We start from the raw sequence: 24,812 nt of genomic DNA on the forward strand, positions 1-24,812 counted from the left end.
GGGTGGCCGGACATCCCCCACGGCGGCCGGCCGTTGCCCGGTGCGCGGACCGTCAGCGATGTCCGGCCACCCCCGGCGCTGCGCCGTGCGAGGCCAGCCACCGCCGGGCCGCTCGCCGTCGGCGCAGTCCGCGGACGCCACCGACCCCGGCGAGCACCACCCACACCGCGGCGAAGTACCACGGGACGCCGCGGTCGGGGTCGGCTCGGTGCGCCAGGACGAGCCCCGCGGCCACGACCGCGTAGAACGGTGCGACCCACAGCAGTGAACGGCCCTCCCGCGCCCAGCGGTCGGCCAGGCCCTCCACGCGCGCCCGGCCGCCCGGCGGCGGGGGAGAGCAGGTGCGCAGGGCGACTTCGGCGCGGGCGTCGTCGAGCTCCTCGCCGGTGAACCGGCCGGAGTCCGCACGCCCGCGGTGCAGGTCGGCCACCGACTGCCCGGCGCTCCGCTCAAGCCACCACCACCCGAGCGCGACGCCGCCGCCGAGCAGGACGACCAGGACGACGGCGGACGCGTCGGGTGCACCGTCGTCCCAGCCGGACACCACGAACCAGGCCAGCAGGACGGCGGGGACGAAGGCGAGCCCGGCGCGGCGTCCGCGGCGTCGGCGGCGGGCCAGCCGCAGCACGGACTGCTCGGCGTCGTCGCCGACGCCGCTGCCGTCCACCCGGTCCCTCTCGTCCATCTGCCGCCCTCGTCCACCACCGGTGCCGGTCGGGCCCATGATCACGGACCAGGGGCCTGCTGTCGCGCCGAGGACGGCGTGCTCAGCCGGTGCGGGGTGCCGGCACCAGGCTGGTCTCCAGGCCGAAGACCTCGCCGGCGCCGGCAGCGGTGAGCGGCCGGGCCATGAGGTACCCCTGGGCGTGCTGGCACCCCTCGGCCAGCAGCGCGGCGAGGTCCTCCGGCCGCTCGACGCCCTCGCCCACGACGGTCATCCCCAGCGCGTGCGCGGTGCGGATCATGAGGTTGAGCAGCGAGCGCGAGGCAGGGTCGTCGGAGCCGACGAACGAGCGGTCGATCTTCAGGGTGTCCACGGGCAGGGTGCCCAGCTGGCCGATGCTGGTGTACCCGGTGCCGAAGTCGTCGATGGCCACGGCGACCCCGAGCGACCGGAGGCTGGCCATGTGCTGCACGGCGGTCGGCGAGTCCACCAGCACGGTCTCGGTGACCTCCAGGACCAGCAGCCCCGGGGGCAGCCCGGTGGCCGCCAGGGCCTCGGCCACGTGCTCCACCACCAGCGGGTCGGCCAGGTGCCGGCCCGAGATGTTGACCGCCATGGTGCGGCTCAGCGCGTCGGGGTTCCCGCTGCGCCAGGTCATCAGCTGGCTGCACGCCTCGTGCAGCACCCAGCGGTCCAGCGTGCAGACCAGCTCCGACTCCTCGGCGACCGGCACGAAGTCGTCCGGCGGGAGGGTGCCGAAGCCGGGGCGGTCCCACCGCACCAGTGCCTCGTAGCCGACCAGCGACCCGCCGTCGACGGTCACCACCGGCTGGTACTGCAGCCGCATCTCGCCGCGTTCGATGCCGAGGGCGAGGGCGTCCTCCAGGTCGCGCTTGCGGGCGATGCGCAGCCGCAGCGACTCGTCGAACACCTCCACCCGGCCCCGGCCGCGCTGCTTGGCCAGGTAGGCGGCGGCGTCGGCCTGGGCCAGCAGGGTGTCGGCGTCCAGTTCGCCGTCCTGGTGCATGGCCATGCCCACGCTGGCCCCCACCGAGACGTGCACCTGGGCCCCGGAGGCCGAGCGCACCGTCGCCGGCTGGGCCACCGCCTGCACGAGCCGCTCGGCCATCACGTGCACGACGGTCTCGTCCCCGCCCTCGACGACGGCGACGAACTCGTCCCCGCCCAGCCGGCACACGGTGTCCCCGGCCCGCATCTGGCTCTCCAGCCGCTGGGCGACCGCGCGCAGCAGCTGGTCGCCGGCGGCGTGCCCGTGCCGGTCGTTGACGACCTTGAAGCCGTCGAGGTCGATGAAGAGCATGCCGACCGCCGCACCGGCGCGCTGCCCGCGGGCCAGCGCGGCCCGGGTCAGTCGCAGCGCCTGCGCGCGGTTCGGCAGGTCGGTGAGGGGGTCGTGGGAGGCCTGGTGGGCCAGCTCGGTCTGCAGCCGGTCGTGCTCGCGCACCGACTCCACCAGCTGGACCACCGAGTCGTGGACGACCCGGCCCAGGGGCCCGGGGAGGGCATCGGCCAGGGAGGGGTCGTCGAGCTCGCCGCGCGTCACCGCACCGGCCTGGTCCTGGATGCGGACCAGGCTGTCCACGACCTCGCCCAGCGTCGCGGCCACCAGCCGCACCTCGCGGGGGCCGCTGACCGGGACGTCGACGAGCTCACCCTGGCTCACCTGCACGGCGCGCCGTGCGACCCCGAGCAGCGACCGGGTCACCCGGCGGCTCGTGCGCCAGGCCAGCAGCGCGGCGGCGACGGTGATCGTCACCGCGCCGGCGATCGCGAACGTCCGCTCCTGCAGCGCTGCGGCCCGGTCGGCCTCGGCCGAGGCGGACGCGGCCTCGGCCGCGGCGGTGAGCAGCCGGGACGCCGCCGCGTTGCGCTCGTCGTCGGCGGACAGGAGTGCGCCGAGGGTGACGAAGGAGGGCAGGACCGGGTCGCCGGTGAGGGTGCTGTCCATCAGCCGGGGGCCCGCGCCGCTGTCCAGGGCCGCCCACCGGGCGGCCAGGGCCGGGTCGCCGACCTCGTCCAGGCGGCCGGTGGCCCGGTCGAGCTCGGTGCGGGCGGCGGCCCAGGAGACCGTGGTGGACGCGCCCTCGCCGTCCATCGCGGTGGTCAGGAACGCGACGAGCTCGGTGCTGGCCGCCTTCGCGTAGGCGGCGCCGGCGTCGAGGTCGCGGAGCGCGGTGGTGGTGGCCGGCGTGAGGTCGTCGGTGGTGGCCTGCGCCATGACCTGCTGCCGCGCCCGCACGAGGTCGTCGGTCAGGGCGGTCATCCCGGCGTACAGCGGCGTCAGGGCCGCGCGCGAGGCCTGGGCGTCGATCGCGGTCCGCAGGTCGGCGAGCCGTGCGGCCACGTCGGTGGCGACCCCGGCGGCACCGGGTGCCTCGACCGCCCCGGCGAGGGCCTCGTCGGTGCGCGCCCGGGCGGCGCTCAAGCGGTCCCGGAGCTGGTCGGCGGCCGAGGCGACGAACACGGCGGGCAGCTGCAGGGCCTGGCCCAGGGTGGGGTCGGCGAGCCCGGCGAGCCCGGTGGCCGGCAGGATCTCCTGCTGCACGGCCGCGGCGGCCTGGGTCAGTGCGCTGGCCGCGTGGACGGCGGTCTCGGCGTCGGCCGCGGCGGATGCGGACACCGAGGCCCGGGCCACGACCCATCCGGCGCAGGCCACCAGCCCGAGGAGGGGCAGGGCCAGGGACGCCGCCAGGAAGACCCACAGGGGACGTCCGCCGACGAGGGCTGCACGGCGCTCCACCCTGCCTGCATCGGTCGCAGGGCCCGTCGGTTGACCCACTCCACCGATGGATCACCCCAACGGGTCGACGGGCGCCGCGTGCGGCGGCACCCGACCATGTCCGGGTGACCTCGACCGCCCGGCCCCCGCTGCTGATGCGCCCGGGGTGGCGCACCCTGCGGGTGGACGCCGCCGGGTTGGTGGTCGGCACCGTGTTCGCGGTGCTGGCGATGACGCCCTCGCTGCTCCCGCGCAGCTGGTTCTTCCAGGCCGTCGTCAGCGGCATCTCCGCCGCGATCGGCTACGGGCTGGCCCGCGGCGCCACGTGGCTGCTGCGCCGGTCCGCGCGGTGGCGTCGCGTGGAGGCGTGGGCGGGGGAGCACGTGCCCGGCCGGGTGCGCCGGGTCGGCTGGGTGCTGCTCCTGGTCGCCGTCCCGGTGTCGCTGCTGGTGGCGCTGACGATCGCCTCGGACTGGCAGCGCGAGGTGCGGTCGCTCATCGGCATGCCCGAGGAGACCGCCGCGGGCTGGCTGCGGGCCGCCCCGGCCGTCGTCGTGGTGGCCGCCGTCCTCGTCGCCGTGGCCCGCGGGGTGCGGTGGCTGGCCCGCGGGGTGACCCGCGTGCTGCGCCGGGTGCGGCTGCCGCGCCGCCCCGCCCAGGTGGTCGGCGCACTCGTGGCCGCGGCCCTGGTGGTAGGGGTGGTGGACGGCGTCGTGCTGCGGTGGGCGCTGTCGGCGGCCGACACCAGCTTCAGCGTCTCCAACGAGCAGACCCCCGACGGCGTCGAGCAGCCCGCCCTCGCCGAGCGCTCCGGGTCCCCGGAGTCCCTCGCGCCCTGGGACACCCTCGGCTCCCAGGGGCAGGCATTCGTGGCCGGTGGCCCGTCGCGGGCGCGCATCGCCGAGGCCGCCGGCATCGACGAGGAGGACGTCGTGGTGCCGGTGCGGGTGTACGTCGGGCTGGAGTCCGCCGACGCCCCGGAGGACCGCGCGGCCCTCGCCGTCCGCGAGCTCGAGCGCACCGGCGGCCTGGACCGCGCGGTGCTGACGGTGGTCACCACGACCGGCACCGGGTGGGTGAACAGCGCCGCACCGCAGGGGCTGGAGCTGATGCACGGCGGGGACGTCGCGACCGTGGCGACGCAGTACTCCTACCTGCCCAGCTGGCTGTCCTTCCTGGTCGACCGGTCGCGGGCGGCGGCCGCCGGGCGCACCCTCTTCGACGCCGTGCACGCCCGGGTGCAGCAGCTGCCCGAGGCCGAGCGCCCGCTGCTGCTCGTGTACGGCGAGAGCCTGGGGTCGGCGGGCTCGGAGGCGGCCTTCGACGGGCTGGCCGACATCCGGGCGCGGGCCGACGGCGTCCTGTGGGTCGGCCCGCCGCACAGCAACGAGATGTGGTCGGCGCTGGTCGAGCGGCGCGACCCCGGGACGCCGGAGGTCGAGCCCGTGTACGCAGCGGGCATCGCGGTGCGCTTCGGCTCGGAGGTCGCCGACCTGGCGCAGCCCGACACCCCCTGGCTGGACCCCCGCGTGGTCTACCTGCAGCACCCGACCGACCCCATCGTGTGGTGGTCGCCGGACCTGCTGCTCTCCCGCCCGGACTGGCTGGTCGAGCCCCGGGGGGAGGGGGTGTCCCCGGCGATGAGCTGGTACCCGGTGGTGACGTTCTGGCAGGTCACCGTCGACATGACCAATGCCCAGTCCCCGCCCGACGGGTACGGGCACAACTACGGGGACCTGCTGCTGGACGCCTGGGCGCTCATCGCCCCGCCGCAGGGCTGGACCGCCGCCGACACCGACCGAGCCCGGGCCGTCGTCGGGTGACCCCGCCCACGGGCCAGGATGGTCCGGTGCCCGACGACGACCTGTACCCCCCGCCGCCCGCCTTCGCCGCGCAGGCCAACGTGGGCCCCGGCACCCGCGAGCGTGCGGCTGCCGACCCGCAGGCGTTCTGGGCCGAGCAGGCAGCCCGGCTGCAGTGGGACCGGCCGTGGGACGACGTCCTCGACGACTCCGCCTGGCCCACGGCGCAGTGGTTCACCGGCGGGCGGCTCAACGTCGCCGTCAACTGCCTGGACCGGCACCTGGCCGCCGGGCGCGGGGACGTCGTGGCCCTGCACTGGGAGGGCGAGCCCGGTGACCGGCGCACCGTCACCTACGCGCAGCTGCACGAGCAGGTCTGCCGCCTGGCCCACGGCCTCATCGAGCTGGGCGTGCGGGCCGGTGACCGCGTGGTGCTCTACCTGCCGGTGCTGGTCGAGACGGTCGTGGCCACGATGGCCTGCGCCCGCATCGGCGCGGTGGTGAGCCTGGTGTTCGGCGGCTTCTCCGCCGACGCGCTGCGGTTCCGGGTCGCCGACACCGGCGCGACGGTCGTGGTGGCCAGCGACGGGCAGTTCCGCCGCGGGCAGGCCGTCCCGGTGAAGTCGGTCGTCGACGAGGCGGTCGCCGGCCTGGACCACGTCGAGCACGTGCTGGTGGTCCGCCGCACCGACGAGCAGGACCTGCCCTGGACGGCGGGCCGTGACGTCTGGTGGCACGACCTGCTCGAGCGCCAGCCGGCCCAGCACGAGGCCGCGTCGTTCGACGCCGAGCACCCGCTGTTCATCGTCTACACCTCGGGCACCACGGGCCGGCCGAAGGGCCTGGTGCACACCACCGGCGGGTACCTCACTCACGCCAGCTGGACGCACTGGGCGCTGTTCGACGCCAAGCCCGACGACGTCTACTGGTGCCAGGCCGACCTGGCCTGGGTCACCGCGCACACCTACGTGCTCTACGGCCCGCTGTCCAACGGCGCCACCCAGGTCGTCTACGAGGGCAGCCCGCTGACCCCGCACGCCGGCCGGCACTTCGAGGTCGTCGAGCGGTACGGGGTGACCGTGTACTACACCGCCCCCACGCTCGTGCGCACGTTCATGAAGCACGGGCCCCAGCTGCCGGCCGGGTACGACCTCAGCTCGTTGCGGCTGCTGGGCTCGGTCGGCGAGGCGATCAACCCCGAGGCGTGGCGCTGGTTGCACGAGCACGTCGGCGGGGGCCGCTGCCCGGTGGTCGACACCTGGTGGCAGTCCGAGACCGGGGCCGCGGTCGTCGCCCCGCTGCCGGGGGTCACGCCGCTCAAGCCGGGCTCGGCCACCCTGCCGGTGCCCGGCTGCGCGGTCGCCGTCGTCGACGACGCCGGGGCCGAGACCGCGCCCGGCGTCGAGGGCAACCTGGTGATCACCGCCCCGTGGCCGGGCATGGCCCGCACCGTCTGGGGCGACCACGAGAGGTTCGTCCGCTCGTACTGGGCGCCCTACGCCGAGCAGGGCTGGTACCTCGCCGGGGACTCGGCCTCCCGCGACGCCGACGGCTACGTGTGGATCGGCGGGCGCATCGACGACGTCCTCAACGTCTCGGGGCACCGGTTGAGCAGCATCGAGCTGGAGTCGGCGCTGGTCTCGCACCCGCGGGTGGCCGAGGCCGCCGTGGTGGGCGCGCCCGACGACGTCACCGGCCAGCGGATCGTCGCCTTCGTCATCACCCGGGACGCACCCGGCGCCGACGACGCCGGGCTGGCCGAGCAGCTGCGGGCGCACGTGGCCACCCGGGTGGGGGCCGTGGCCAAGCCCCGCGAGGTGGTCGTGGTGAGCGACCTGCCCAAGACCCGGTCGGGCAAGATCATGCGTCGCCTGGTCGCCGACCTCACCGCCGGCCGCGGCGGCGGGGACATCACCTCGCTGACCGACCCGACGGCGCTGGCCGCGGTGGAGCGGGCCTGGACGGCGCACCGGGCGGGGGCATGACCCACGCCCGCACCTACGATCACCCGGTGCCGCGCCACCCGATGATCGCCCCCAGCCTGCTGTCCGCCGACTTCGCCCGGCTGGCCGAGGAGACCGCGCGGATCGCCGACGCCGACTGGGTGCACGTCGACGTCATGGACGCGCACTTCGTGCCGAACCTGACCCTCGGCGAGCCGGTGGTGAAGGCGATCCAGGCGGTGAGCCCGGTGCCGCTGGACTGCCACCTGATGATCACCGACCCCGAGCGGTGGGCCCCGGCCTACGCCGAGCTGGGCGCGCACAACGTCACCGTGCACGCCGAGGCCTGCACGGGCGACCCCCGCGACCTGGCGAAGGACCTCCGGGCCGCCGGGGCGAAGGCCGGTCTGGCCCTCAAGCCCGGCACCCCGCTGGAGGACTACCTCGAGGTGCTGCGCGACTTCGACACCCTGCTGGTCATGAGCGTCGAGCCCGGCTTCGGCGGCCAGTCCTTCATGCCCGAGGTGCTGGGCAAGGTCCGCGAGGCCCGCCGGCTGGTCGACACCGGGCACCTCGACCTGCTGGTCGAGATCGACGGCGGCATCAACGCCGACACCATCGAGGCCGCGGCCGAGGCCGGGGTGGACATGTTCGTGGCCGGCTCGGCCGTCTACGGCGCCGCCGACCCGGGTGCCGCGATCGCCGGGCTGCGCGCGCAGGCCGCCCGCGCGATCGCGCCGTGACCGACCCGGTCACCGCCGAGCAGGCCGCCGCCGGCACCCGGTCCGCCGGCGCGGCCACCCCGGCCGAGCACCGGGCCATGGCCCGGGCGCGCGCACTGGGCTGGTCGGCGCTGGGCAGCACCAGCCCCAACCCCGCGGTCGGCGCGGTCGTGCTCGACGCCGCGGGCGCCGTGGTCGGCGAGGGCGCGACCCGGCCCCCCGGTGGACCGCACGCCGAGGTGGTCGCGCTGCAGCAGGCCGGCGCGCGGGCCCGCGGGGGCACCGCCGTCGTCACCCTCGAGCCGTGCAACCACACCGGGCGCACCGGGCCGTGCACCGAGGCGCTGCTGGCCGCCGGCGTCGCCCGCGTGGTGGTCGCCGTCCCCGAGCCCACCGGGCTGGCCGGCGGCGGCGCCGAGCGGCTGCGCGCCGCCGGGGTCGACGTCGTCGTCGGGGTCGAGCGGGCCGACGCCGAGGACGGCGCGCTGGCCCCCTGGCTGCTGGGGTTGCACGAGCAGCGCCCGCAGGTGGTGTGGAAGGTCGCGGCCACCCTCGACGGCCGGGTGGCCGCCGCCGACGGCACCAGCCGCTGGATCACCGGCCCGGTCGCCCGCGCCGCCGTCCACCGTCTGCGCGCCACCTGCGACGCCGTCCTCGTGGGGTCGGGCACCGTGCTGGCCGACGACCCCCAGCTCACCGTCCGCGACGACGCCGGCGCCGACCTGCCGCACCAGCCGCTGCGGGTGGTGCTCGACCGGCGCGGCCGGGTGCCCGCCGGTGCCCGGGTGCGCGACGCCGCGGCGCCCACCCACCTGAGCGCCGCCGCCGACCCGGCCGCCCTGCTCGCCGAGCTGTGGGACCGCGACGTGCGGCGGGTGCTGCTGGAGGGCGGCCCCACGCTGGCGGCGGCCTTCCTGGCCGCCGGCCTCGTCGACGAGGTGGTGCTGCACCTGGCCCCCCAGCTGCTGGGCGCCGGCCCCGCGCTCGTGGGGGGACTGGGAATCACCACGATGGCCGACGCGCTGCAGCTGCAGACCCTGGACGTCACCCCCCTCGGGAGGGACGTGCAGGTCCGCTACCGGCCCACCCGGCACACTGGTGGCGCACCGCGACCCGAGGAGACGACCAACTGATGTTCACCGGCATCGTGGAGGAGGTCGGCACCCTCGTCGTCCGCGACGACCAGGGCGACTCCGCCCGCCTGCGCGTCCGCGGCGCACGGACGCTCGAGGGCGTGGCCCTCGGCGACTCGATCGCGGTCAACGGGGTGTGCCTGACCGTCACCGGCATCGACGGGGAGGTCTGGAGCACCGACGTGATGGCCGAGACCCTGCGCCGCAGCAGCCTCGGGGCCCTGGTCGACGGCGACCCGGTGAACCTCGAGCGCGCCGTCACCGCCGGCACCCGGCTGGGCGGCCACATCGTCCAGGGCCACGTCGACGGCGTCGGCACCGTCGCCTCGACCACCCCGAGCGAGCACTGGACCGTCGTCCGGGTCGCGCTGCCCGAGGGCATCGCCCGCTACGTCGTCGAGAAGGGCTCGATCACCGTCGACGGCGTCTCGCTGACCGTCAGCGCCTGCTCCGCGGCCACCGACCCCGAGCCTTGGCTCGAGGTCTCGCTCATCCCCACCACCCTGCGCGAGACCACCCTGGGCACCCGGGCCGTGGGCGACCGGGTCAACCTGGAGGTCGACGTCATCGCCAAGTACGTGGAACGACTGATGGGAGCACGCTCGTGACCGGCCGGCTGGACCCGATCGAGGACGCGATCGCGGCGATCAAGGCCGGCAAGCCGGTCGTGGTCGTCGACGACGAGGACCGCGAGAACGAGGGCGACCTCATCTTCGCCGCCGAGCTCGCCACCCCCGAGCTGGTCGCCTTCATGGTCCGCTACACCTCGGGCTACATCTGCGTGGCCGTGACCGAGGAGGACGCCGACCGGCTCGACCTGCCCCCGATGTTCCGGGTCAACCAGGACCGCCGCGGCACCGCCTACACCGTCACCGTCGACGCCCGCGAGGGCATCAGCACCGGCATCTCGGCCACCGACCGGGCGCACACCATCCGGCTGCTGGCCGCCGAGGACACCTCCAGCGCCGACCTCTCCCGGCCCGGGCACGTCGTCCCGCTGCGGGCGCGCGACGGCGGGGTGCTGCGCCGGCCCGGGCACACCGAGGCCGCCGTCGACCTGGCCGTGCTGGCCGGGCTGCGCCCCTCGGGCGTGCTCTGCGAGGTCGTCAGCGAGAAGGACCCCATCGGCATGGCCCGCAGCGACGAGCTGCGCGTGTTCGCCGACGAGCACGACCTGGTGCTGTGCTCCATCGCCGACCTCATCGCCTACCGCAAGCGGTTCGACAAGCTGGTCGAGCGGGTCGCCGAGGCCAAGGTCCCGCTGCCCCCGGGCCTGTTCACCGCCGTGGGCTACTCGAGCTCCTACGACGACCGCGAGCACGTGGCGTTCGTCTACGGCGACGTCGGCGACGGCGAGGACGTGCTGGTGCGGGTGCACTCCGAGTGCCTCACCGGTGACGTGTTCGGTTCGCTGCGCTGCGACTGCGGGCCCCAGCTGCAGGCCGCGCTGGCCGCGGTGGCCCAGGAGGGCCGGGGCATCGTGCTCTACGTCCGCGGGCACGAGGGCCGCGGCATCGGCCTGCTGCACAAGCTGCAGGCCTACCAGCTGCAGGACGCCGGCGTGGACACCGTCGACGCCAACCTCGACCTCGGGCTGCCCGCCGACGCCCGCGACTACGGCACCGGCGCGCAGATCCTGGTCGACCTCGGCGTGCACTCGATGCGGCTGCTGACCAACAACCCGGCCAAGCGGGCGGGCCTGGAGGGCTACGGTCTGCGCATCACCGGCCGGGTGGGGCTGCCCAGCCACGTCACGCCGGAGAACATCGGCTACCTGCGCACCAAGCGCGACCGCATGGGCCACATCCTCGACATCGTGGACCCCGGCGAGGACATCCCGGTGCCGGTCGGCACGACCACGCCGATCCGGGTACCCGAGCAGGACCAGTGACCACACCACAGCAGGGGAGACGAGCATGAGCGGCAGCGGGGCACCGGGCGCGCAGACGGTCGACGCGTCGGGGGTGCGGCTGGGCATCGTGGCGGCGCGCTGGCACCACGTCATCTGCGACTCCCTGCTCGAGCGGGCCCTGGCCTGCGCGGCCGAGATGGGCGTCGTCGACCCCACCGTGGTGCGGGTGAGCGGGGCGCTGGAGCTGCCGGTCGTGGCCCAGGCGCTGGCCGCCGACCACGACGCGGTGGTCGCCCTCGGCGTCGTCATCCGGGGCGGGACGCCGCACTTCGAGTACGTCTGCGACGCCTTCACCGCCGGGCTCACCCGGGTGTCCCTGGACACCGGTGTGCCGATCGGCAACGGCGTCCTGACCACCGAGGGCGAGGGCCAGGCCCGCGACCGGGCCGGCCTGGAGGACTCCGCGGAGGACAAGGGCTGGGAGGCCACCGTCGCCGCCCTGGACACCGCGGTCACCCTGCGCGGCCTGCGCACCCCGAAGCGGGACACCGGCTTCGGGATCGGCAGCTCGTGAGCACCTCGTTCGACGAGCTGTTCGCCCAGCTGCAGGCCAAGGTCGCCGCGGGGGACCCGGCGTCGGGCACCGTCGCCGCGGTGCAGGCCGGGGTGCACACGATCGGCAAGAAGCTGGTGGAGGAGGCGGCCGAGAGCTGGATGGCCGCCGAGCACGAAGGTCCCGAGCGCGCCGCCGAGGAGCTCAGCCAGCTCCTCTACTGGACCCAGGCCATGATGATCGCCAAGGGCCTGACCCTCGAGGACGTGTACACCCACCTATGACCAGGAGCCACCCCGTGCTGCGCGTCGCCGTCCCCAACAAGGGCGTCCTGTCCGAGCCCGCGGCCGAGATGCTGTCCGAGAGCGGCTACCGCCAGCGCCGCAGCACCAAGGACCTCGCGGTCTACGACCCCGACTCCGACACCGAGTTCTTCTACCTGCGCCCCCGGGACATCGCCGTGTACGTCGCGGCCGGCACGCTGGACGTCGGCATCACCGGCCGGGACATGCTGCAGGAGACCACCCCGCCGGACACCGAGTCGCCGGCCGAGGAGGTCATGCCGCTGGGCTTCGGCCGGTCCTCCTTCCGGTTCGCCAGCCCCACCGGCTCGGGCATCGAGGCCGTCGCCGACCTCGCCGGCACCCGCATCGCCACGGCCTACCCGGTGCTGCTGGAGAAGTTCCTCGCTGAGTCGGGCATCGACGCCGCCGTGGTGAAGCTCGACGGCGCGGTCGAGACCGCCTGCCGGCTGGGCGTGGCCGACGCGGTGTGCGACGTGGTCGAGACCGGCACCACGCTGCGCCAGGCCGGCCTGCACGTCATCGGCGACCCCGTGCTGACCAGCGAGGCCATCCTGGTGCGCCGGGCCGGTGCCGAGGAGAACCCGGCCGTCGCCCAGCTGCAGCGCCGGCTGCGCGGGGTGCTGGTCGCCCGGCAGTACGTGATGCTCGACTACGACTGCCCCGACCAGCTGCTCGAGCAGGCCACCGCGATCACGCCAGGCCTCGAGGGCCCGACGGTGAGCCGGTTGCAGACCCCGGGCTGGTCGGCCGTGCGCGCCATGGTGCGCCAGTCGGAGACCAACCGGCTCATGGACGAGCTCTGGGACCTCGGTGCCCGCGCCATCCTGGTGACCTCGATCCACGCCTGCCGCATCTGACCCCGCGGAGCACCCGTGCAGATCGACGCGAACCAGCAGCCGGCCGTCGTCACCGACGTCGACGACCTGCGCCGGCTCGAGGTGCTCGCGCCGGCGGACCTGCCCGACGCCGACCTGGCCGCCCGGCTGGGCCAGCTCGGCCGGCTCGACGGCGACCACGTCCGGCTGTCCGTGGCGCACCTGCGGCAGGCGGGTCCCGCCGACGCCGGGTGGGCGCAGGGGTTCGACGGGATGATCGCCTACGCAGGGTCGAAGGGCTGGGTCGAGGGCGACGCGGTGCGCGCCCACGTCGTCCGCACCTGACGCAGCCGGCCCCGGTGTCGGGGAACCCGGGGTGCTCTGGGGTGTCCAGGGCCTGCGCCCCCCGACGTCGGGGGGCGCAGGAGCTGCGGCGTCAGGCGGGGCGCAGCGCCTTCACGACGACGGCCACCACGATCGACAGGCCACCGACCACGGCGACCGCGACCGCGATGCCCGACAGCGCGCCCGAGAGCGCGATGACCAGCAGCGGGCACAGGAACTCACCCAGGAACAGCGCCGCGGTCCAGCGGCCGGTGCCGCGGCCGCGCTCGGCCAGCGAGAGGTTCGAGACCACCCAGGTGAGCAGGCTGGGCAGCATGATGCCGGTGCCCGCGCTGGCGACCACCGCGCCGACGACGGCGACCGGGACGGCGGGCGCCAGGCCCATCACGACCAGCCCGACGCCGGCCAGGCCGAAGGCCAGCGGCAGCAGGAAGGCCGGGCCGCGTCGCACGATGCGCGGGAAGGACGCCGCCCCGGCCGCGGTGGCCAGCGACGCCAGCGCCGCGATGCCGCCGATGGCCGCGGTCTCGGTGACGCCCAGGCCGTCGAGGACGTAGGAGAGCTCGACGATCGGGGTGTAGAACACGACGCCGCCCACCAGGCTGACCGCCAGCGGGACCAGCATGCGGCGCCACGGCAGCGGCGGCAACGCGCCGGCCACCCGGGCGGGCACGGTCGGCGTCCAGACCAGGACGGCGGCCAGCACGGCCAGCGGCAGGCCGACCAGGTACAGCCAGAACGGGGTGCGCCAGTCGTTGCTGCCCAGCGCGCCGCCCAGGCCGAAGAAGACGGTGGCGGCCAGCGTGGTGACGATGGTCTGCAGGCCGAACAGCTTGGCGCGGCGGGAGCCGGCGGAGTAGTCGGCGGTGAGCGTGGTGCAGCAGGTCATGATCGCGGCCTCGGTGATGCCGACCCCGATGCGGGTGGCCAGCACGGCGGGCAGCGAGTCCAGCAGCACCGGCGCGGTGCCGAGCAGCGCGTAGACGGCCAGGGCGCCGACCAGCAGCCGCTTGCGGCCGACGGCGTCGACGATGCGACCGGCGATCGGGGCCAGCAGCGCGATCATCAGCGCCGGGGCCGTGAGCACCAGCGGGGCGAGCGCGTCGACCCCCGGGGTGCCGGCGAAGGCCCGCTGCAGCGTGGGGAGCACGGGGGAGAGCAGCACCGCGCCGAGGATCGGCATGCAGCTGGCGGCCATGAGGACCGCGATGGCCGCGCGGCCGGCGGGTCGCCCGGTGACCGGGTGCAGGGCGCCGACGTCGGCGGCGTCGAGGCCGGTGGCGGCCGCGCCGGGGACGGGGCCGTCGAGGGTCTGGGACACGGGCGTTCTCCTGTGCTCGGCGACGGACATCGGTGACCGTCGTCACTGAGCTGGGAGTGTGGGGATCCGGGACGTCTGCGGTCCAATAGATCCCGCAGGCCCGTGCATCAGTGCGGTGGATGCCTCACCCGACGGGCGTGGTCGCCTGCCGGGCGGCGCGCACCACGAGGTCGCGCAGGAAGACGTGGTCGGGGTCGCGCTCGTAGACCGGGTGCCACCACATCGCCTCCACCAGCCCGCCGACGTCTAGCGGGCAGGACAGCGTGCGCACCCCGCTGTCCAGCGGCAGCAGGTCGACCAGCCGCCGCTGCAGCAACGAGATCCGGCGCGAGCCGGCGACGAGGCCGGGCACGGTCAGGAAGTTCTCGGTGACCACCTGCACCCGGGGCTCGATGCCGCGCTGGCGCAGCACCCGCGCGGCGGGGGTGGAGGCGTTCGGCCCGTGGTACACCGACACCCAGGGCAGGGTGCGCAGCTGGTCGACGGTCACCGCGTCGTCGACCTCGGGGTGGTCGGCGGAGAGGACGACCACCCACTCGTCGGCGTAGAGCTCGGCGTGCGGCAGGTCGGCCAGGAAGCCCATCGGCAGCAGCATCAGGTCGACGGCGAGCAGGGCCTGGTCGGCCCGGTCGACCAGCTCGGGGGTGTGCGGGGCCAGCCGCAGCCGGGCGTGCGGGGCGACCTCGTCGAGCAGGGCGGCCAGGGTGTCGCCGAGCACCGTGACCCCGTAGTCCGACAGCAGGAGGCTGAACTCCCGCGTGGACTCCGCGGGGTCGAAGGTCGGCTGGGCGGTGAAGACCCGGTGCACCGACTCCAGCGCCAGGCGGGCCTGCAGCTGGAGCTGGCCGGCCAGCGGGGTCAGCCGGTACTCGTTGCCGACCCGGGCGAGCAGCTCGTCGCCGAAGTGCCGGCGAAGCCGGGCCAGCGACGCCGACAGTGCGGGCTGCGAGAGGCCGAGCTGGCGGGCCGCCTTCGTGACGCTGCGCTGACCCAGCAGCGCATCGAGGGACACGAGCAGGTTGAGGTCGAGGTTGGCCACGTGCACGCCGCGCATCATCCACCGCGGTGATGCCGGTCATCAAGGATCGGCGCTTCCCTGATGACCCCGCAGGGCCGAGAGTGGGCCGCGTCACCGACGACAGGAGCCCCCGTGTTCGACCCGCAGGATCCCGAAGCCACCATCGCCGCCGCGGCGGGACGGGTCTCCAACTGGGGCCGTTGGGGTGCCGACGACGTGCTCGGCACCCTGAACCTGCTGACCCCGGACAAGCGCGTGCAGGCCGCGGCGCTGGTGCGCACCGGCGCCAGCTTCGACCTCACCCAGCACTTCAACACGAACGGCCCGCAGAAGGGCTGGCTGCGCCGGGTCAACCCGGTGCACGCGATGCTCGGCACGGGGCTGGACGCCGAGGCCGGCATCCCCGCCTTCCCGCACGGCATCGGCGGCGCCGACGACATGATCACCATGCCGCTGCAGGCATCCACCCAGTGGGACGGCCTGGGCCACATCTTCGACCACGGCACGGCCTACAACGGCCGCCGGTCCGGCGCGGTCGTGACCAGCGAGGGCGACAACACCACCGGCATCGAGACCACCGCCGGACGCTTCGTCGGCCGCGGCGTCCTGCTGGACGTCGCGCGTCACCTCGGGCAGGACGCCGAGCTGCCCGACGGCTTCGCCATCACCCCCGAGCACCTCGACGCGACCGCGGCCGCCCACGGCGTGCAGGTCACCAGCGGCGACCTGCTGCTCGTGCGCACCGGCCGCCTCGCCCGCGCCCGGCGCGACATCACCGAAGGTCGCGGCTGGGGCGACTACGCCGGCGGGGAGTCCCCGGGCCTGTCGTTCACCAGCCTGGACTGGCTGCGCGAGCGCGACGTCGCCGCCGTCGCCACCGACACCTGGGGGGTCGAGGTGCGCCCGAGCGAGTTCTCGGTGCCCACCTTCCAGCCGTTCCACCAGGTCGCCATCCCGCACCTGGGCCTGTTCCTCGGCGAGATGTGGGACCTCGAGGCGCTGGCCGCCGATTGCGCGGTCGACGGCGTCCACGAGTTCCTGCTCGCCGCCGCGCCCCTGCCCGTCACCGGTGCGGTCGGCGCCCCGGTCGCCCCGATCGCAGTGAAGTAGGAGAGCTCGACGATGAGTGCAGTGCAGAACGTCCTGGTGGTCGGCGGTGGCCTGGCCGGTGCCGGCGTCGCCATCCGGCTGGCCCGCGCCGGCGTGGCCGTCGACCTGGTCGAGGTCAAGCCCGACGTGCACGCCCTCGGCTCGGGCATCACGCTGCAGGGCAACGCCCTGCGGGAGCTCGACGGCCTCGGCGTCTGGGAGTCAGCGCGAGAGCGCGGCTACCCCTTCGACGTCACCGGTTTCCGCGCCCCGGACCCGATGGGCACCGAGCTGTTCGCAGTCCCCGACGCCAGGACCGGCGGTCCGGACTACCCGGCGGCCATGGGCATGACCCGCCCCGACCTCGCCGGGCTGCTGCACGACAAGGCCGCCGAGGTGGGGGTGAAGCTGCGCTACGCCACCACCACGACCGACCTGGTCCAGGACGAGGACGGCGTCGACGTCACGTTCTCCGACGGCTCCTCGGGCCGCTACGACCTGGTGGTCGGCGCCGACGGCGTCCGCTCGTGGACCCGTCGCATGATCGGCATCGAGCTGGAGACCAAGTCCACCGGCATGGGCATCTGGCGGGCGTTCGGGCCCCGGCCGGCCAGCGTCACCCGCACCGACCTGATCTACGGCGGTCCCTGCTACATCGCCGGCTACTGCCCCACGGGCGAGGACTCGATCTACGCCTACGTCGTCGAGGACGCCCAGGACCGCTCGACCCTGACGCCGGAGGAGCAGCTGGCCACCATGCGGCAGCTGTCGGAGGCCTACCACGGGCCGTGGGACGAGATCCGCGAGTCGCTCACCGACCCGTCGCGGGTCAACTACACGTGGTTCGAGACCCACCTGCTGCCCGCGCCCTGGAACCGCGGCCGGGTCGTCGTGATCGGCGACGCCGCGCACACCTGCCCGCCCACCGTGGCCCAGGGCGGCGCGCAGGCGCTGGAGGACGCCGCCGTCCTCGGACAGCTGCTCGTCGAGCGCGACGCGCTCGACGCCGAGCTCTGGGACGCCTTCCACGACCGCCGCGTCGAACGGGCCCGCACCGTCGTCGACGCCTCCAACCAGCTCGCCCAGTGGCAGCTCGACCACGTGCAGGGCGACGTCGCGTCGCTCATGCGCGGGGTCGCCACCGTCGTCAGCCAGCCCGCGTAACAGGAGAAGACAGTGACCGAACGCCTCATCACCCACCTGCGGCACATCGACCTCGCCGTCCCCGACCTCGCGAAGCAGAAGGAGTTCTTCACCGGCACCTGGGGCCTGAAGGAGGAGACCACCGACAGCGGCCTGTCCTTCCTGGCCGCCGAGGGCAGCCCCGAGCAGTACGTGGTGCGGCTGCGCGAGGCCACCGACAAGCGCATCGACCTGATCTCCTTCGGTGCCGCGAACCGGGCCGACGTCGACACCCTGGCCGCGCAGATGGCCACCGCCGGTGTGCAGCTGGTGCACGAGCCCACCGACCTGCAGACCCCCGGTGAGGGCTACGGCTTCCGGTTCTTCGACGTCGAGGGCCGCACCGTCGAGGTCTCCGCCGACGTCGCCGTCCGCGAGCACCGCAGGATCGAGGAGGGCGAGTCGATCCCGGTCCGCCTGTCGCACGTGGTGCTCAACTCCGCCGAGCCGGAGAAGACGGTGGCCTTCTACGAGCAGCACTTCGGCTTCGCGCTGTCGGACACCCTGATGCACCCGCGGATGGGCAACATGATGTATTTCCTGCGCACCAACGCCTGGCACCACAGCATGGCGGTGGCCCGCGGCCCGCACGCCTCGCTGCACCACGCATCGTTCGAGCTGCGCGGCATCGACGAGTACATGCGCGGCACCGGCCGGGCGCTGCGCGCGGGCGTGGAGAAGATCTGGGGCCCGGGCCGGCACATGGCCGGCAACAACACGTTCTCCTACTTCCTCGACCCGCACGGCAACACCGTCGAGTACACGACCGAGCTCGACCTCGTCGACGAGGACACCTGGCACCCCTCGCTCTACGACTTCACGATCCCCGAGGTCAGCGACCAGTGGGGCACCGCGAACGCGATGAACGAGTTCGTCGCCGCGAAGTCGTTCAACGACCCCGACAAGGGTCTCTTCGTCGCCCCTCCCGTCTGATGAGGTTCGCCACCTGGGAGCACCAGGGCGAGGTGTCCGCCGGCGTCGTCTCCGACGCCGGCGTGCACGGCATCCCCGGCACGACCGTGCTCGAGCTCGTGCGCTCGGGCCTGGCCACCGCGCTGGCCGCGGGGGAGCAGGCCCTGGAGGCCCCCGCGCTGCCGCTGGCCGACGTCCGGCTGCTGCCGCCGCTGCAGCCACCGACCGTGCGCGACTTCGTCGCGTTCGAGGAGCACGTCGAGGGCGTCGTGAAGGGCGTCGGCGCCGGGGGCGGTGTGGTGCCCGAGTGGTACCAGGCACCCACCTTCTACTTCACCAACCCCTACGCCGTCGTCGGCGCCCACGACGACGTCGCCGTCCCGCCGGGCTGCCAGCTGCTGGACTTCGAGCTCGAGGTCGCCGTGGTCGTCGGCCGGGACGGCGCCTCGCTGAGCCCGGAGGCCGCCCGCGACCACGTGTTCGGCTACACGGTGCTCAACGACTGGTCGGCCCGCGACCTGCAGGCCCGCGAGATGAAGGTCAGCCTCGGCCCGGCCAAGGGCAAGGACTCCGCGACGACGCTGGGCCCGTGGCTGGTCACCGCCGACGAGCTGGAGCCCTACCGCGACGCCGAGGGCTTCCTGGCCCTGGACATGCGGGTGTGGGTCAACGGCGAGCTGGTGGGCCAGGACCTGCTGTCCAACATGGGCTGGCCCTTCGAGGAGCTCGTCGCCTACGCCAGCCGGGGCACCGTCGTCCGGGCCGGGGACGTGCTCGGCTCGGGCACCTGCGGCAACGGCGGCTGCCTGGGCGAGCTGTGGGGCCGCAACGGGTCCCGCACCCCGCCGCCGCTGCAGCCCGGCGACGTCGTCGAGATGACCGTCGAGGGCATCGGCACCATCGCCAACCGCGTCGTGGCCGGCATCGACCTGCCGCCCGTCGCCCCCGCGCGCACGCGTTCGCGTGCCCGCACCCGCAGCTGAGAGGAACGCACGTGTTCGAGTACTTCCCGGGCAACTACGTCTGGAACCTGGGCGTCGTCGCGACGCTGAACTCCGGCGGCCTGATCGACGAGGTCGACCGCGCCTGCCGGCCGATCAAGGACGCCGCGCAGCAGGGTGAGGACGCCGGCACCCAGGACTTCCTGCGGGCCTGGACGGCGCTGACCGACCAGCTGGTCGAGCAGGCCGAGGTGGCGGAGAAGGCGGGCCACACCCGCACCGCCGGGCAGCTCTGGTTCCGGGCGACCAACTACCTGTGCCAGGCCGAGCGGATGCTGGCGCACACCAGCCCCGACCGGGTGCCCACCTACCGCCGGGTCACCGAGATCGCCGAGCGGGCCTTCGCCACCCACAGCCCCCGGGTGTCGCGGGTCGAGATCCCCTACGAGGGCACCACGCTGCCGGCCTACTTCAGCGCCGCCCCGGCCACCGACGACGGCCCCGCACCCGTGGTCGTGCTGGTCAACGGGCTGGACTCCACCAAGGAGCACATGTACTCCTCCAACCACTGGCTGGAGCTCGCCGAGCGGGGGATCTCCTGCCTCATGCTCGACCAGCCCGGCACGGGTGAGTCGCTGCGCCTGCAGGGCATCACCGCGCGCATCGACACCGAGGTGTGGGCCGGCGCGGCGGTGGACTGGCTGGAGACCCGGGCCGACGTCGACACCGCGAGGATCGGCATCGTCGGCTGGTCGCTGGGCGGTTACTTCTCCCCGCGGGCGGCCGCCTTCGAGAAGCGCTTCGCGCTCTGCGTCGCCTGGGGGGCGAATCACGACTGGGGTGCGGTGCAGCGTCGGCGGGCCCTGCGCGAGGGCGAGCGCCCGGTGCCGCACTACTGGTCGCACGTGCTGTGGGTGTGGGGCATCGAGGGCGACGAGCACCACCTCGACGCCTTCCTCGACTTCGCCGACGGCGTGCACCTGAACGGGGTGGTCGAGCAGATCACCGTGCCTTTCCTGGTCGCGCACGGGGCTGACGACCGGCAGATCCCGCTGGAGTACGCCCACCGCTCCTACGAGCAGGCGGTCAACTCCCCGAAGCGCGAGCTGCGGGTGTTCACCCCGGAGGAGGGGGCCACCGAGCACATCGGGCTGGACCACCTGCCGCACGTCAGCGTGTTCGTCGCCGACTGGGTCGCCGACACCTTCGCCGAGCTGGGCTGACCGCTGCTGCGTCGGGTGGGCCACCCGCAGCCGTCACCGGGTGCGGGTGGTCCGCTCGGCGAGGTCGATGGCGGTGCAGAGCCCGAGGGTCATGGCCCGGCCGCTGGTGGACCCGGTGGCCAGCAGGGTGGTGATTGCGCCGTCCAGGTCGCCCTGCCCGACCAGCGCCCGGACGACGGCGGCGAACTCACCGCTCACCTGGCCGAGGGCCGCGTGCTTGAGCAGGGCCCGGGACAGCTCGGTGGTGCGGCCGGCGGCCAGGGCGTGCACGCCGGCGCCGAACCGCTCGGCGGCCGGGTGACCCAGCAGCACGAGACCGGCGACGCAGCCGGCCAGCACGTCGTCGCCGGCCGGGGTGAGCCCGGGGCCCAGGCCGACCAGGCGGGTGGCGGTGCGCAGGGCGGCCTCGAGGTCGGCCCGCCGGACGGCGCCGCGCAGGGCCGCCAGCGGACCGCTGGGCCCGCCGGGCAGCCCGGCGAGGGTGAAGCCGCTGTGCGGGGCGTCGCCGTACAGGGCGGTGCGCAGCGTGCGCACGCCCTCGGGGAGCAGGCTCGGGGTCACCCCGGGGAGCCGTGGCCGCGGGTCCCACCAGGCGGCCGCGGAGACCGACAGGTCACCCACGCAGACCCGGCCGCCGCCCACGGTGGCCGGTGCCCCCGAGGGTGCGTTGACCAGGGGGCGGCCGTTGGCCCGGCGGGACAGCACGAGACCCAGCGGCAGGCGGGCGGCGTCGGCGGTGAGCACCCCGACCACCTCGACGCCCTGCGTCGTGGGCACGGTGAGGTAGACCGCCGCCGGGACCGACAGCAGCACGGTGGCCGGGCGGGCCGGTCCGCGCAGCAGCTCGGCGACGCCGGTGCTGGCGGCGGCGGGCACCGAGGGGCCCGGGGCAGCCGGCGGGCGGACGCTGCGGTGGGCGGCGCGTGCCGCGTCCCGGGGGAGCGGGATGGTGGGCACCCCCAGCCGGGCGTGGCCGTGCTCGACGGCGGTGTGCGGCGGTCCTGCGGTGCGCATCGGTCCTCCCCTGGATCCACTCCCGAACCTAGGCGGCGCGTCGACGGGCTCCGTATGGCGGATCTAGCCAAGAATGTGCAGCACCGACCGGGCAGCTCTGACATGATCGGGGCGGAACGGCGGGGAAGAGATCGACATGGGGGACAAGAACGTGACTGAGCGCGATTCCTCGGTGACAGGAACTGCGGACGGTGCTCGCACCACTCCGTTGCGTCAGGCTCCGGCCCGGTCCGAGCCCGCCCTCTCCCGGGTCGCCCCGACCGAGCGCACGGCGCTGGAGGACAGCATGGGGCTGTCGGTCACCCAGCTGCTCGCGCTCACCGACGGCACCCTCGTCGCGGGGTCCGCCGGCGCCGGGCGGGTCGTCCGGCAGGTGGTCGTCGACGACCCCGCCGACCCGCTGGCCGGCGCGGGGCCCGACGTCCTCGTCGTGCTCGGTGCCCGGCTCCCGCCGGCCGACCCGGCGCAGTGCCGGGCGCTCATCGAGCGGCTCACCGCGCTGGGCACGGCGGCGCTGGCCTACCGCGACGCCGACGGCCCGCCCGCGGTGCCCGCCGAGGTGCGCTACGAGGCCGACCGGCGCGGGTTCCCGGTCGTGGCGCTGCCGCGCACCTCCCGGCTCGACCTCGTGGTCGCCGAGGTGTTCGGCGCCATCGTCGCCAAGCAGTCCCAGGCGCTGAGCCTGGCCGACCGCATGCACAACCAGTTCATCGACGTCGCGCTCACCGGCGGCGGGCTGGCCGAGGTCACGGCGCAGGCGGCCACCTTCCTCGACGGCGCCGCCGTGCTGGGGCTGGGCCCCGACCGCGAGATCGCGACCAGCGCCGGGCCGCCCGACGACGTCGCCGAGGTGCGCGACTGGCTCTGGCTGCTCGACGCCGCCGCCGACGACGCCTGGAGCGACCTGCCCACCGCCCGCCGGTTGTCGGAGAACCGCGCCGACCAGGCCATCGTCACCCCGGCCGACGTGCTCGCCGACGCCGACCTGTCCCCGGCCGACGGCATCCTGCTCGTCCCCGGCCACCACGAGCTGCCCGGTGGGGTCGGCGAGTACGCGGTCGCGCCGATCATGGCCGGCGACCAGCGGCACGGCTGGCTGGTGGCGGTCAACCGCCGCGGCCCGATGCTGGTGGGCGCCGGCGCCGTCCTCGAGCGCGGGGCGGTGATCGCGGCCCTCTCGGAGATCCGCCACCAGGCCGTGCACTCGGTCGAGCTGCGCTTCCAGGGCGACATGGTGCGCCGGCTGGTCAGCGGTGCCGTCGGGCACACCGAGCGCGCGCTGGCCTACACCCGGTCGTTCGGGTGGCGGCTCGACGGGCCCGTGGTCGTCCTGGTCACCGCCACCGAGACCGTCGCCGACGCCGTCCTGGACCCCACGCGCGCCCTCGACGTCCTCGACCGGCTGGCCGACGGCTGGCGGGCCGCGATCGACGGCGAGGTGGCCGGGGCCGCCGTCGCCGGGTTGTCCACCGAGATCGTCACCGTGCTGCCGCTGGACGGCCGCACGCCCGAGGAGCTCACCTCGCTGGTCGCCGCGGTCACCGGCCGGGTCAACGCCCGCCTGCGCCGGGTGGGCCGGGTGCTGGCCACCGGCATCGGCCGGCCGGCCCAGGTGCTGTCCGGGCTGGGGGAGGCCCACCAGCAGGCGCAGCGGGCACTGCAGGTGGGGCAGGAGATCCACGGCGAGGCGACCGTCACCCACTTCGACCAGCTCGGCGTCTTCCGGCTGCTGTCGCTGATCCCCGACAGCTCCGAGCTGCGCTCCTACGTCGACGAGGTGCTGGGCTCGCTGGCCGACGCCGCCGACCCCGACTCCGCCGACCTGCGCGACACCCTGCGCGTGCTGCTGGAGACCAACCTCAACGTGGCCGAGTCCGCGCGCCGGCTGCACTTCCACTACAACACGATGCGCTACCGCATCGGCAAGCTCGAGCGCATGCTCGGGCCCTTCACGTCCGACCCCACGCTGCGGCTGAACCTGCTGCTCGCCCTGCACGCCGCCCGCATGCGCGGCCTGGACCAGGCGCACCGGCCGCCGGTCGAGGCCCACGGCCTGCCGTTCACCGACGACGGCCTGGAGGCCCTGTCCCGCTGAGGGACAGGGCCCCCGGGTCAGCCGCGGCGGGCCAGCCGGTCGACCAGGTACCCGGCGGTGAGGCCGAGCGTGGTCCACAGCACCGCGAGCTGGCCGAGCGAGGCCAGCCGGAAGTCCCACACCACCGCGGCCGGCACGTCGGCGCCGATCGCGTCGGGGTTGTCCGGCACCAGGAGCACGGTGGCCGCCACCAGGGCGACCGTGGCCAGCACCCCCGCCGCCGCGACGGCGGAGGGGTGCAGACCGCGGGCCCGCAGCGTGCCGACCATCGCCGACACCAGCAACGCGGTCACCACGCCCGCCCCCAGCACCGCGATGTAGATGGCGGTGCGGGTGCCCACCGTGCCGGGGTCGCCGACCGCGGGCGGGTTGGCCGGCATCTTCACCGCCGGCAGCAGCGCGAACACGCCGAACCCGATCGCGGCCAGTACCGCGGCTCGGCCCGCGTCGGTGCGGCCGGGCAGGCGGTGCCGCACGGCGGCGTAGACGGCAGCGACCACGACGGAGAACACGACCGCCGCGAAGACGGTGCCGAGGAACCCGCCGACCAGCTGGGTGGAGCGGCTGACCAGTTCCTCGTGGCCGTGGTCGTGGCCGCTCCCGCGTGCCTCCTCCAACGCCAGCGCGGGCGCGATGGCCCGCTCGGTGACGACCAGGGCCCACAGGCCCGACGCGGCCCCCGCCACGACACCGGCGAGGGCGAAGCGCCCCAGCAGCGGGGCGAAGCGCGGTGCGGTCTCCGCGCGGTCCTCGACGGCGGTGGCCATCAGTGGCACGGCATGCCCAGCGAGTGCCGGGCGTCGTGGAAGAACTCGTGGGCGAGGTCCCCGGCCGAGGCCAGCACGGCCCCGTCGTCCTGGGCGACCAGGTACAGGGCGAACAGCGCCAGCAGGGCGAGCGCCCAGGCCCAAGCGGGGACGGCGATCGCGGGTGCGGTGCGGGTGCGGGTGTGCTGCGCAGAGGTCATCGGGTGTCCTTCCGTCCATGCCTCGTGGGGTGGGCCGCGGCCGGTGTCCGGCTCCCGGCACGCATCGCCGGTCACGGTGGCGAGGACCGCACCGGACTCCCACCGGCTTCCCTGCACCGCAGCTGTGCGCAAGCTACGGCCGCCGGCCCCGGTCCACCAACGTCGAAGGTGCGCAG

At 75.0% G+C, this 24,812-nt stretch carries 23 protein-coding genes and 1 riboswitch; of the genes, 16 read left to right on the top strand and 7 right to left on the bottom strand.

Going from position 1 to position 24,812, the window contains the following annotated elements:
- Positions 1 to 52: 52 nt before the first annotated feature.
- Positions 53 to 685 (bottom strand): hypothetical protein, encoded by a 633-nt coding sequence (locus tag BLP29_RS12050; protein ID WP_092804531.1) that lies wholly within the window; start codon positions 683 to 685, stop codon positions 53 to 55.
- Positions 686 to 767: 82 nt separating this feature from the next.
- A complete protein-coding gene (locus BLP29_RS12055; protein WP_092804534.1) occupies positions 768 to 3,425 on the bottom strand; it encodes an EAL domain-containing protein in 2,658 nt (885 codons plus the stop codon).
- A 104-nt stretch (positions 3,426 to 3,529) separates the two neighbouring features.
- Between BLP29_RS12055 and BLP29_RS12060 the strand changes: the two genes are divergently transcribed.
- Genes BLP29_RS12060 through BLP29_RS12105 form a run of 10 tightly spaced genes read left to right on the top strand, consistent with a single transcriptional unit; the run spans position 3,530 to position 12,874 of the window.
- A complete protein-coding gene (locus tag BLP29_RS12060) occupies positions 3,530 to 5,227 on the top strand; it encodes an alpha/beta hydrolase (protein ID WP_243469896.1) in 1,698 nt (565 codons plus the stop codon).
- Between the two features lie 26 nt (positions 5,228 to 5,253).
- Complete coding sequence (gene acs / locus BLP29_RS12065) at positions 5,254 to 7,191, top strand: acetate--CoA ligase (RefSeq protein WP_207798449.1); 1,938 nt, start codon at positions 5,254 to 5,256, stop codon at positions 7,189 to 7,191.
- A 26-nt stretch (positions 7,192 to 7,217) separates the two neighbouring features.
- Complete coding sequence (gene rpe, locus BLP29_RS12070; RefSeq protein ID WP_243469897.1) at positions 7,218 to 7,892, top strand: ribulose-phosphate 3-epimerase; 675 nt, start codon at positions 7,218 to 7,220, stop codon at positions 7,890 to 7,892.
- Positions 7,889 to 9,004: a bifunctional diaminohydroxyphosphoribosylaminopyrimidine deaminase/5-amino-6-(5-phosphoribosylamino)uracil reductase RibD gene (gene ribD, locus BLP29_RS12075; protein ID WP_243469898.1), complete on the top strand. Its 1,116-nt coding sequence runs from the start codon at positions 7,889 to 7,891 to the stop codon at positions 9,002 to 9,004. The genes rpe and ribD overlap by 4 nt, the downstream gene beginning before the upstream one ends.
- The gene (locus BLP29_RS12080) at positions 9,004 to 9,612 is read left to right on the top strand and encodes a riboflavin synthase (RefSeq protein WP_092804543.1); all 609 of its coding nucleotides are present in this window, start codon (positions 9,004 to 9,006) and stop codon (positions 9,610 to 9,612) included. The genes ribD and BLP29_RS12080 overlap by 1 nt, the downstream gene beginning before the upstream one ends.
- Entirely contained in the window at positions 9,609 to 10,895 is a 1,287-nt protein-coding gene (locus tag BLP29_RS12085) for a bifunctional 3,4-dihydroxy-2-butanone-4-phosphate synthase/GTP cyclohydrolase II (RefSeq protein ID WP_243469899.1), read from the top strand. Before BLP29_RS12080 ends, BLP29_RS12085 begins: the two co-directional genes overlap by 4 nt.
- Before the next feature lie 25 nt (positions 10,896 to 10,920).
- On the top strand, positions 10,921 to 11,430 hold the full coding sequence (gene ribH / locus BLP29_RS12090; RefSeq protein ID WP_092804546.1) for a 6,7-dimethyl-8-ribityllumazine synthase: 510 nt from the start codon (positions 10,921 to 10,923) through the stop codon (positions 11,428 to 11,430).
- Positions 11,427 to 11,693: a phosphoribosyl-ATP diphosphatase gene (locus tag BLP29_RS12095; protein ID WP_092804549.1), complete on the top strand. Its 267-nt coding sequence runs from the start codon at positions 11,427 to 11,429 to the stop codon at positions 11,691 to 11,693. Before ribH ends, BLP29_RS12095 begins: the two co-directional genes overlap by 4 nt.
- Entirely contained in the window at positions 11,690 to 12,571 is an 882-nt protein-coding gene (hisG, locus tag BLP29_RS12100; RefSeq protein ID WP_243469900.1) for an ATP phosphoribosyltransferase, read from the top strand. Before BLP29_RS12095 ends, hisG begins: the two co-directional genes overlap by 4 nt.
- 15 nt (positions 12,572 to 12,586) lie before the next feature.
- Positions 12,587 to 12,874: a hypothetical protein gene (locus BLP29_RS12105; RefSeq protein WP_092804555.1), complete on the top strand. Its 288-nt coding sequence runs from the start codon at positions 12,587 to 12,589 to the stop codon at positions 12,872 to 12,874.
- Between the two features lie 91 nt (positions 12,875 to 12,965).
- On the opposite strand, the gene BLP29_RS12110 is transcribed toward BLP29_RS12105, so the two are convergent.
- Together BLP29_RS12110 and BLP29_RS12115 are read right to left on the bottom strand one after the other, a co-directional pair.
- On the bottom strand, positions 12,966 to 14,195 hold the full coding sequence (locus BLP29_RS12110; protein ID WP_243469901.1) for an MFS transporter: 1,230 nt from the start codon (positions 14,193 to 14,195) through the stop codon (positions 12,966 to 12,968).
- A gap of 124 nt (positions 14,196 to 14,319) precedes the next feature.
- Positions 14,320 to 15,240 carry a LysR family transcriptional regulator gene (locus BLP29_RS12115; protein ID WP_092804925.1) on the bottom strand — a complete coding sequence of 307 codons (921 nt, stop codon included), beginning with the start codon at positions 15,238 to 15,240 and terminating at the stop codon, positions 14,320 to 14,322.
- Positions 15,241 to 15,345: 105 nt separating this feature from the next.
- On the opposite strand from BLP29_RS12115, the gene BLP29_RS12120 reads away from it, so the two are divergent.
- Genes BLP29_RS12120 through BLP29_RS12140 form a run of 5 tightly spaced genes read left to right on the top strand, consistent with a single transcriptional unit; the run spans position 15,346 to position 20,560 of the window.
- Positions 15,346 to 16,323, top strand: a complete 978-nt coding sequence (locus BLP29_RS12120) for a cyclase family protein (RefSeq protein WP_243469902.1) — start codon at positions 15,346 to 15,348, stop codon at positions 16,321 to 16,323.
- A gap of 12 nt (positions 16,324 to 16,335) precedes the next feature.
- The gene (locus BLP29_RS12125) at positions 16,336 to 17,466 is read left to right on the top strand and encodes an FAD-dependent monooxygenase (protein ID WP_092804564.1); all 1,131 of its coding nucleotides are present in this window, start codon (positions 16,336 to 16,338) and stop codon (positions 17,464 to 17,466) included.
- Positions 17,467 to 17,478: 12 nt separating this feature from the next.
- Positions 17,479 to 18,417 (top strand): VOC family protein, encoded by a 939-nt coding sequence (locus BLP29_RS12130; RefSeq protein WP_092804567.1) that lies wholly within the window; start codon positions 17,479 to 17,481, stop codon positions 18,415 to 18,417.
- Positions 18,417 to 19,379: a fumarylacetoacetate hydrolase family protein gene (locus BLP29_RS12135; protein WP_092804570.1), complete on the top strand. Its 963-nt coding sequence runs from the start codon at positions 18,417 to 18,419 to the stop codon at positions 19,377 to 19,379. The genes BLP29_RS12130 and BLP29_RS12135 overlap by 1 nt, the downstream gene beginning before the upstream one ends.
- A gap of 11 nt (positions 19,380 to 19,390) precedes the next feature.
- A complete protein-coding gene (locus BLP29_RS12140; RefSeq protein WP_092804573.1) occupies positions 19,391 to 20,560 on the top strand; it encodes an alpha/beta hydrolase family protein in 1,170 nt (389 codons plus the stop codon).
- A gap of 33 nt (positions 20,561 to 20,593) precedes the next feature.
- Here BLP29_RS12140 and BLP29_RS12145 read toward each other — a convergent pair whose 3' ends face one another.
- Positions 20,594 to 21,574 carry an oxamate carbamoyltransferase subunit AllH family protein gene (locus tag BLP29_RS12145; protein ID WP_092804576.1) on the bottom strand — a complete coding sequence of 327 codons (981 nt, stop codon included), beginning with the start codon at positions 21,572 to 21,574 and terminating at the stop codon, positions 20,594 to 20,596.
- A gap of 208 nt (positions 21,575 to 21,782) precedes the next feature.
- Here BLP29_RS12145 and BLP29_RS12150 point away from each other — a divergent pair, with 208 nt between their 5' ends.
- Positions 21,783 to 23,669 (top strand): helix-turn-helix domain-containing protein, encoded by a 1,887-nt coding sequence (locus BLP29_RS12150; RefSeq protein WP_243469903.1) that lies wholly within the window; start codon positions 21,783 to 21,785, stop codon positions 23,667 to 23,669.
- Between the two features lie 17 nt (positions 23,670 to 23,686).
- On the opposite strand, the gene BLP29_RS12155 is transcribed toward BLP29_RS12150, so the two are convergent.
- Together BLP29_RS12155 and BLP29_RS12160 are read right to left on the bottom strand one after the other, a co-directional pair.
- Positions 23,687 to 24,436: a CbtA family protein gene (locus tag BLP29_RS12155; protein WP_092804582.1), complete on the bottom strand. Its 750-nt coding sequence runs from the start codon at positions 24,434 to 24,436 to the stop codon at positions 23,687 to 23,689.
- Complete coding sequence (locus BLP29_RS12160) at positions 24,436 to 24,636, bottom strand: CbtB-domain containing protein (protein ID WP_092804585.1); 201 nt, start codon at positions 24,634 to 24,636, stop codon at positions 24,436 to 24,438. Before BLP29_RS12160 ends, BLP29_RS12155 begins: the two co-directional genes overlap by 1 nt.
- Before the next feature lie 21 nt (positions 24,637 to 24,657).
- Positions 24,658 to 24,772: riboswitch (cobalamin riboswitch) on the bottom strand.
- Between the last annotated feature and the right edge of the window lie 40 nt (positions 24,773 to 24,812).

The sequence above is a fragment of the Klenkia marina genome, from assembly GCF_900101025.1.
Classification (GTDB): domain Bacteria; phylum Actinomycetota; class Actinomycetes; order Mycobacteriales; family Geodermatophilaceae; genus Klenkia; species Klenkia marina.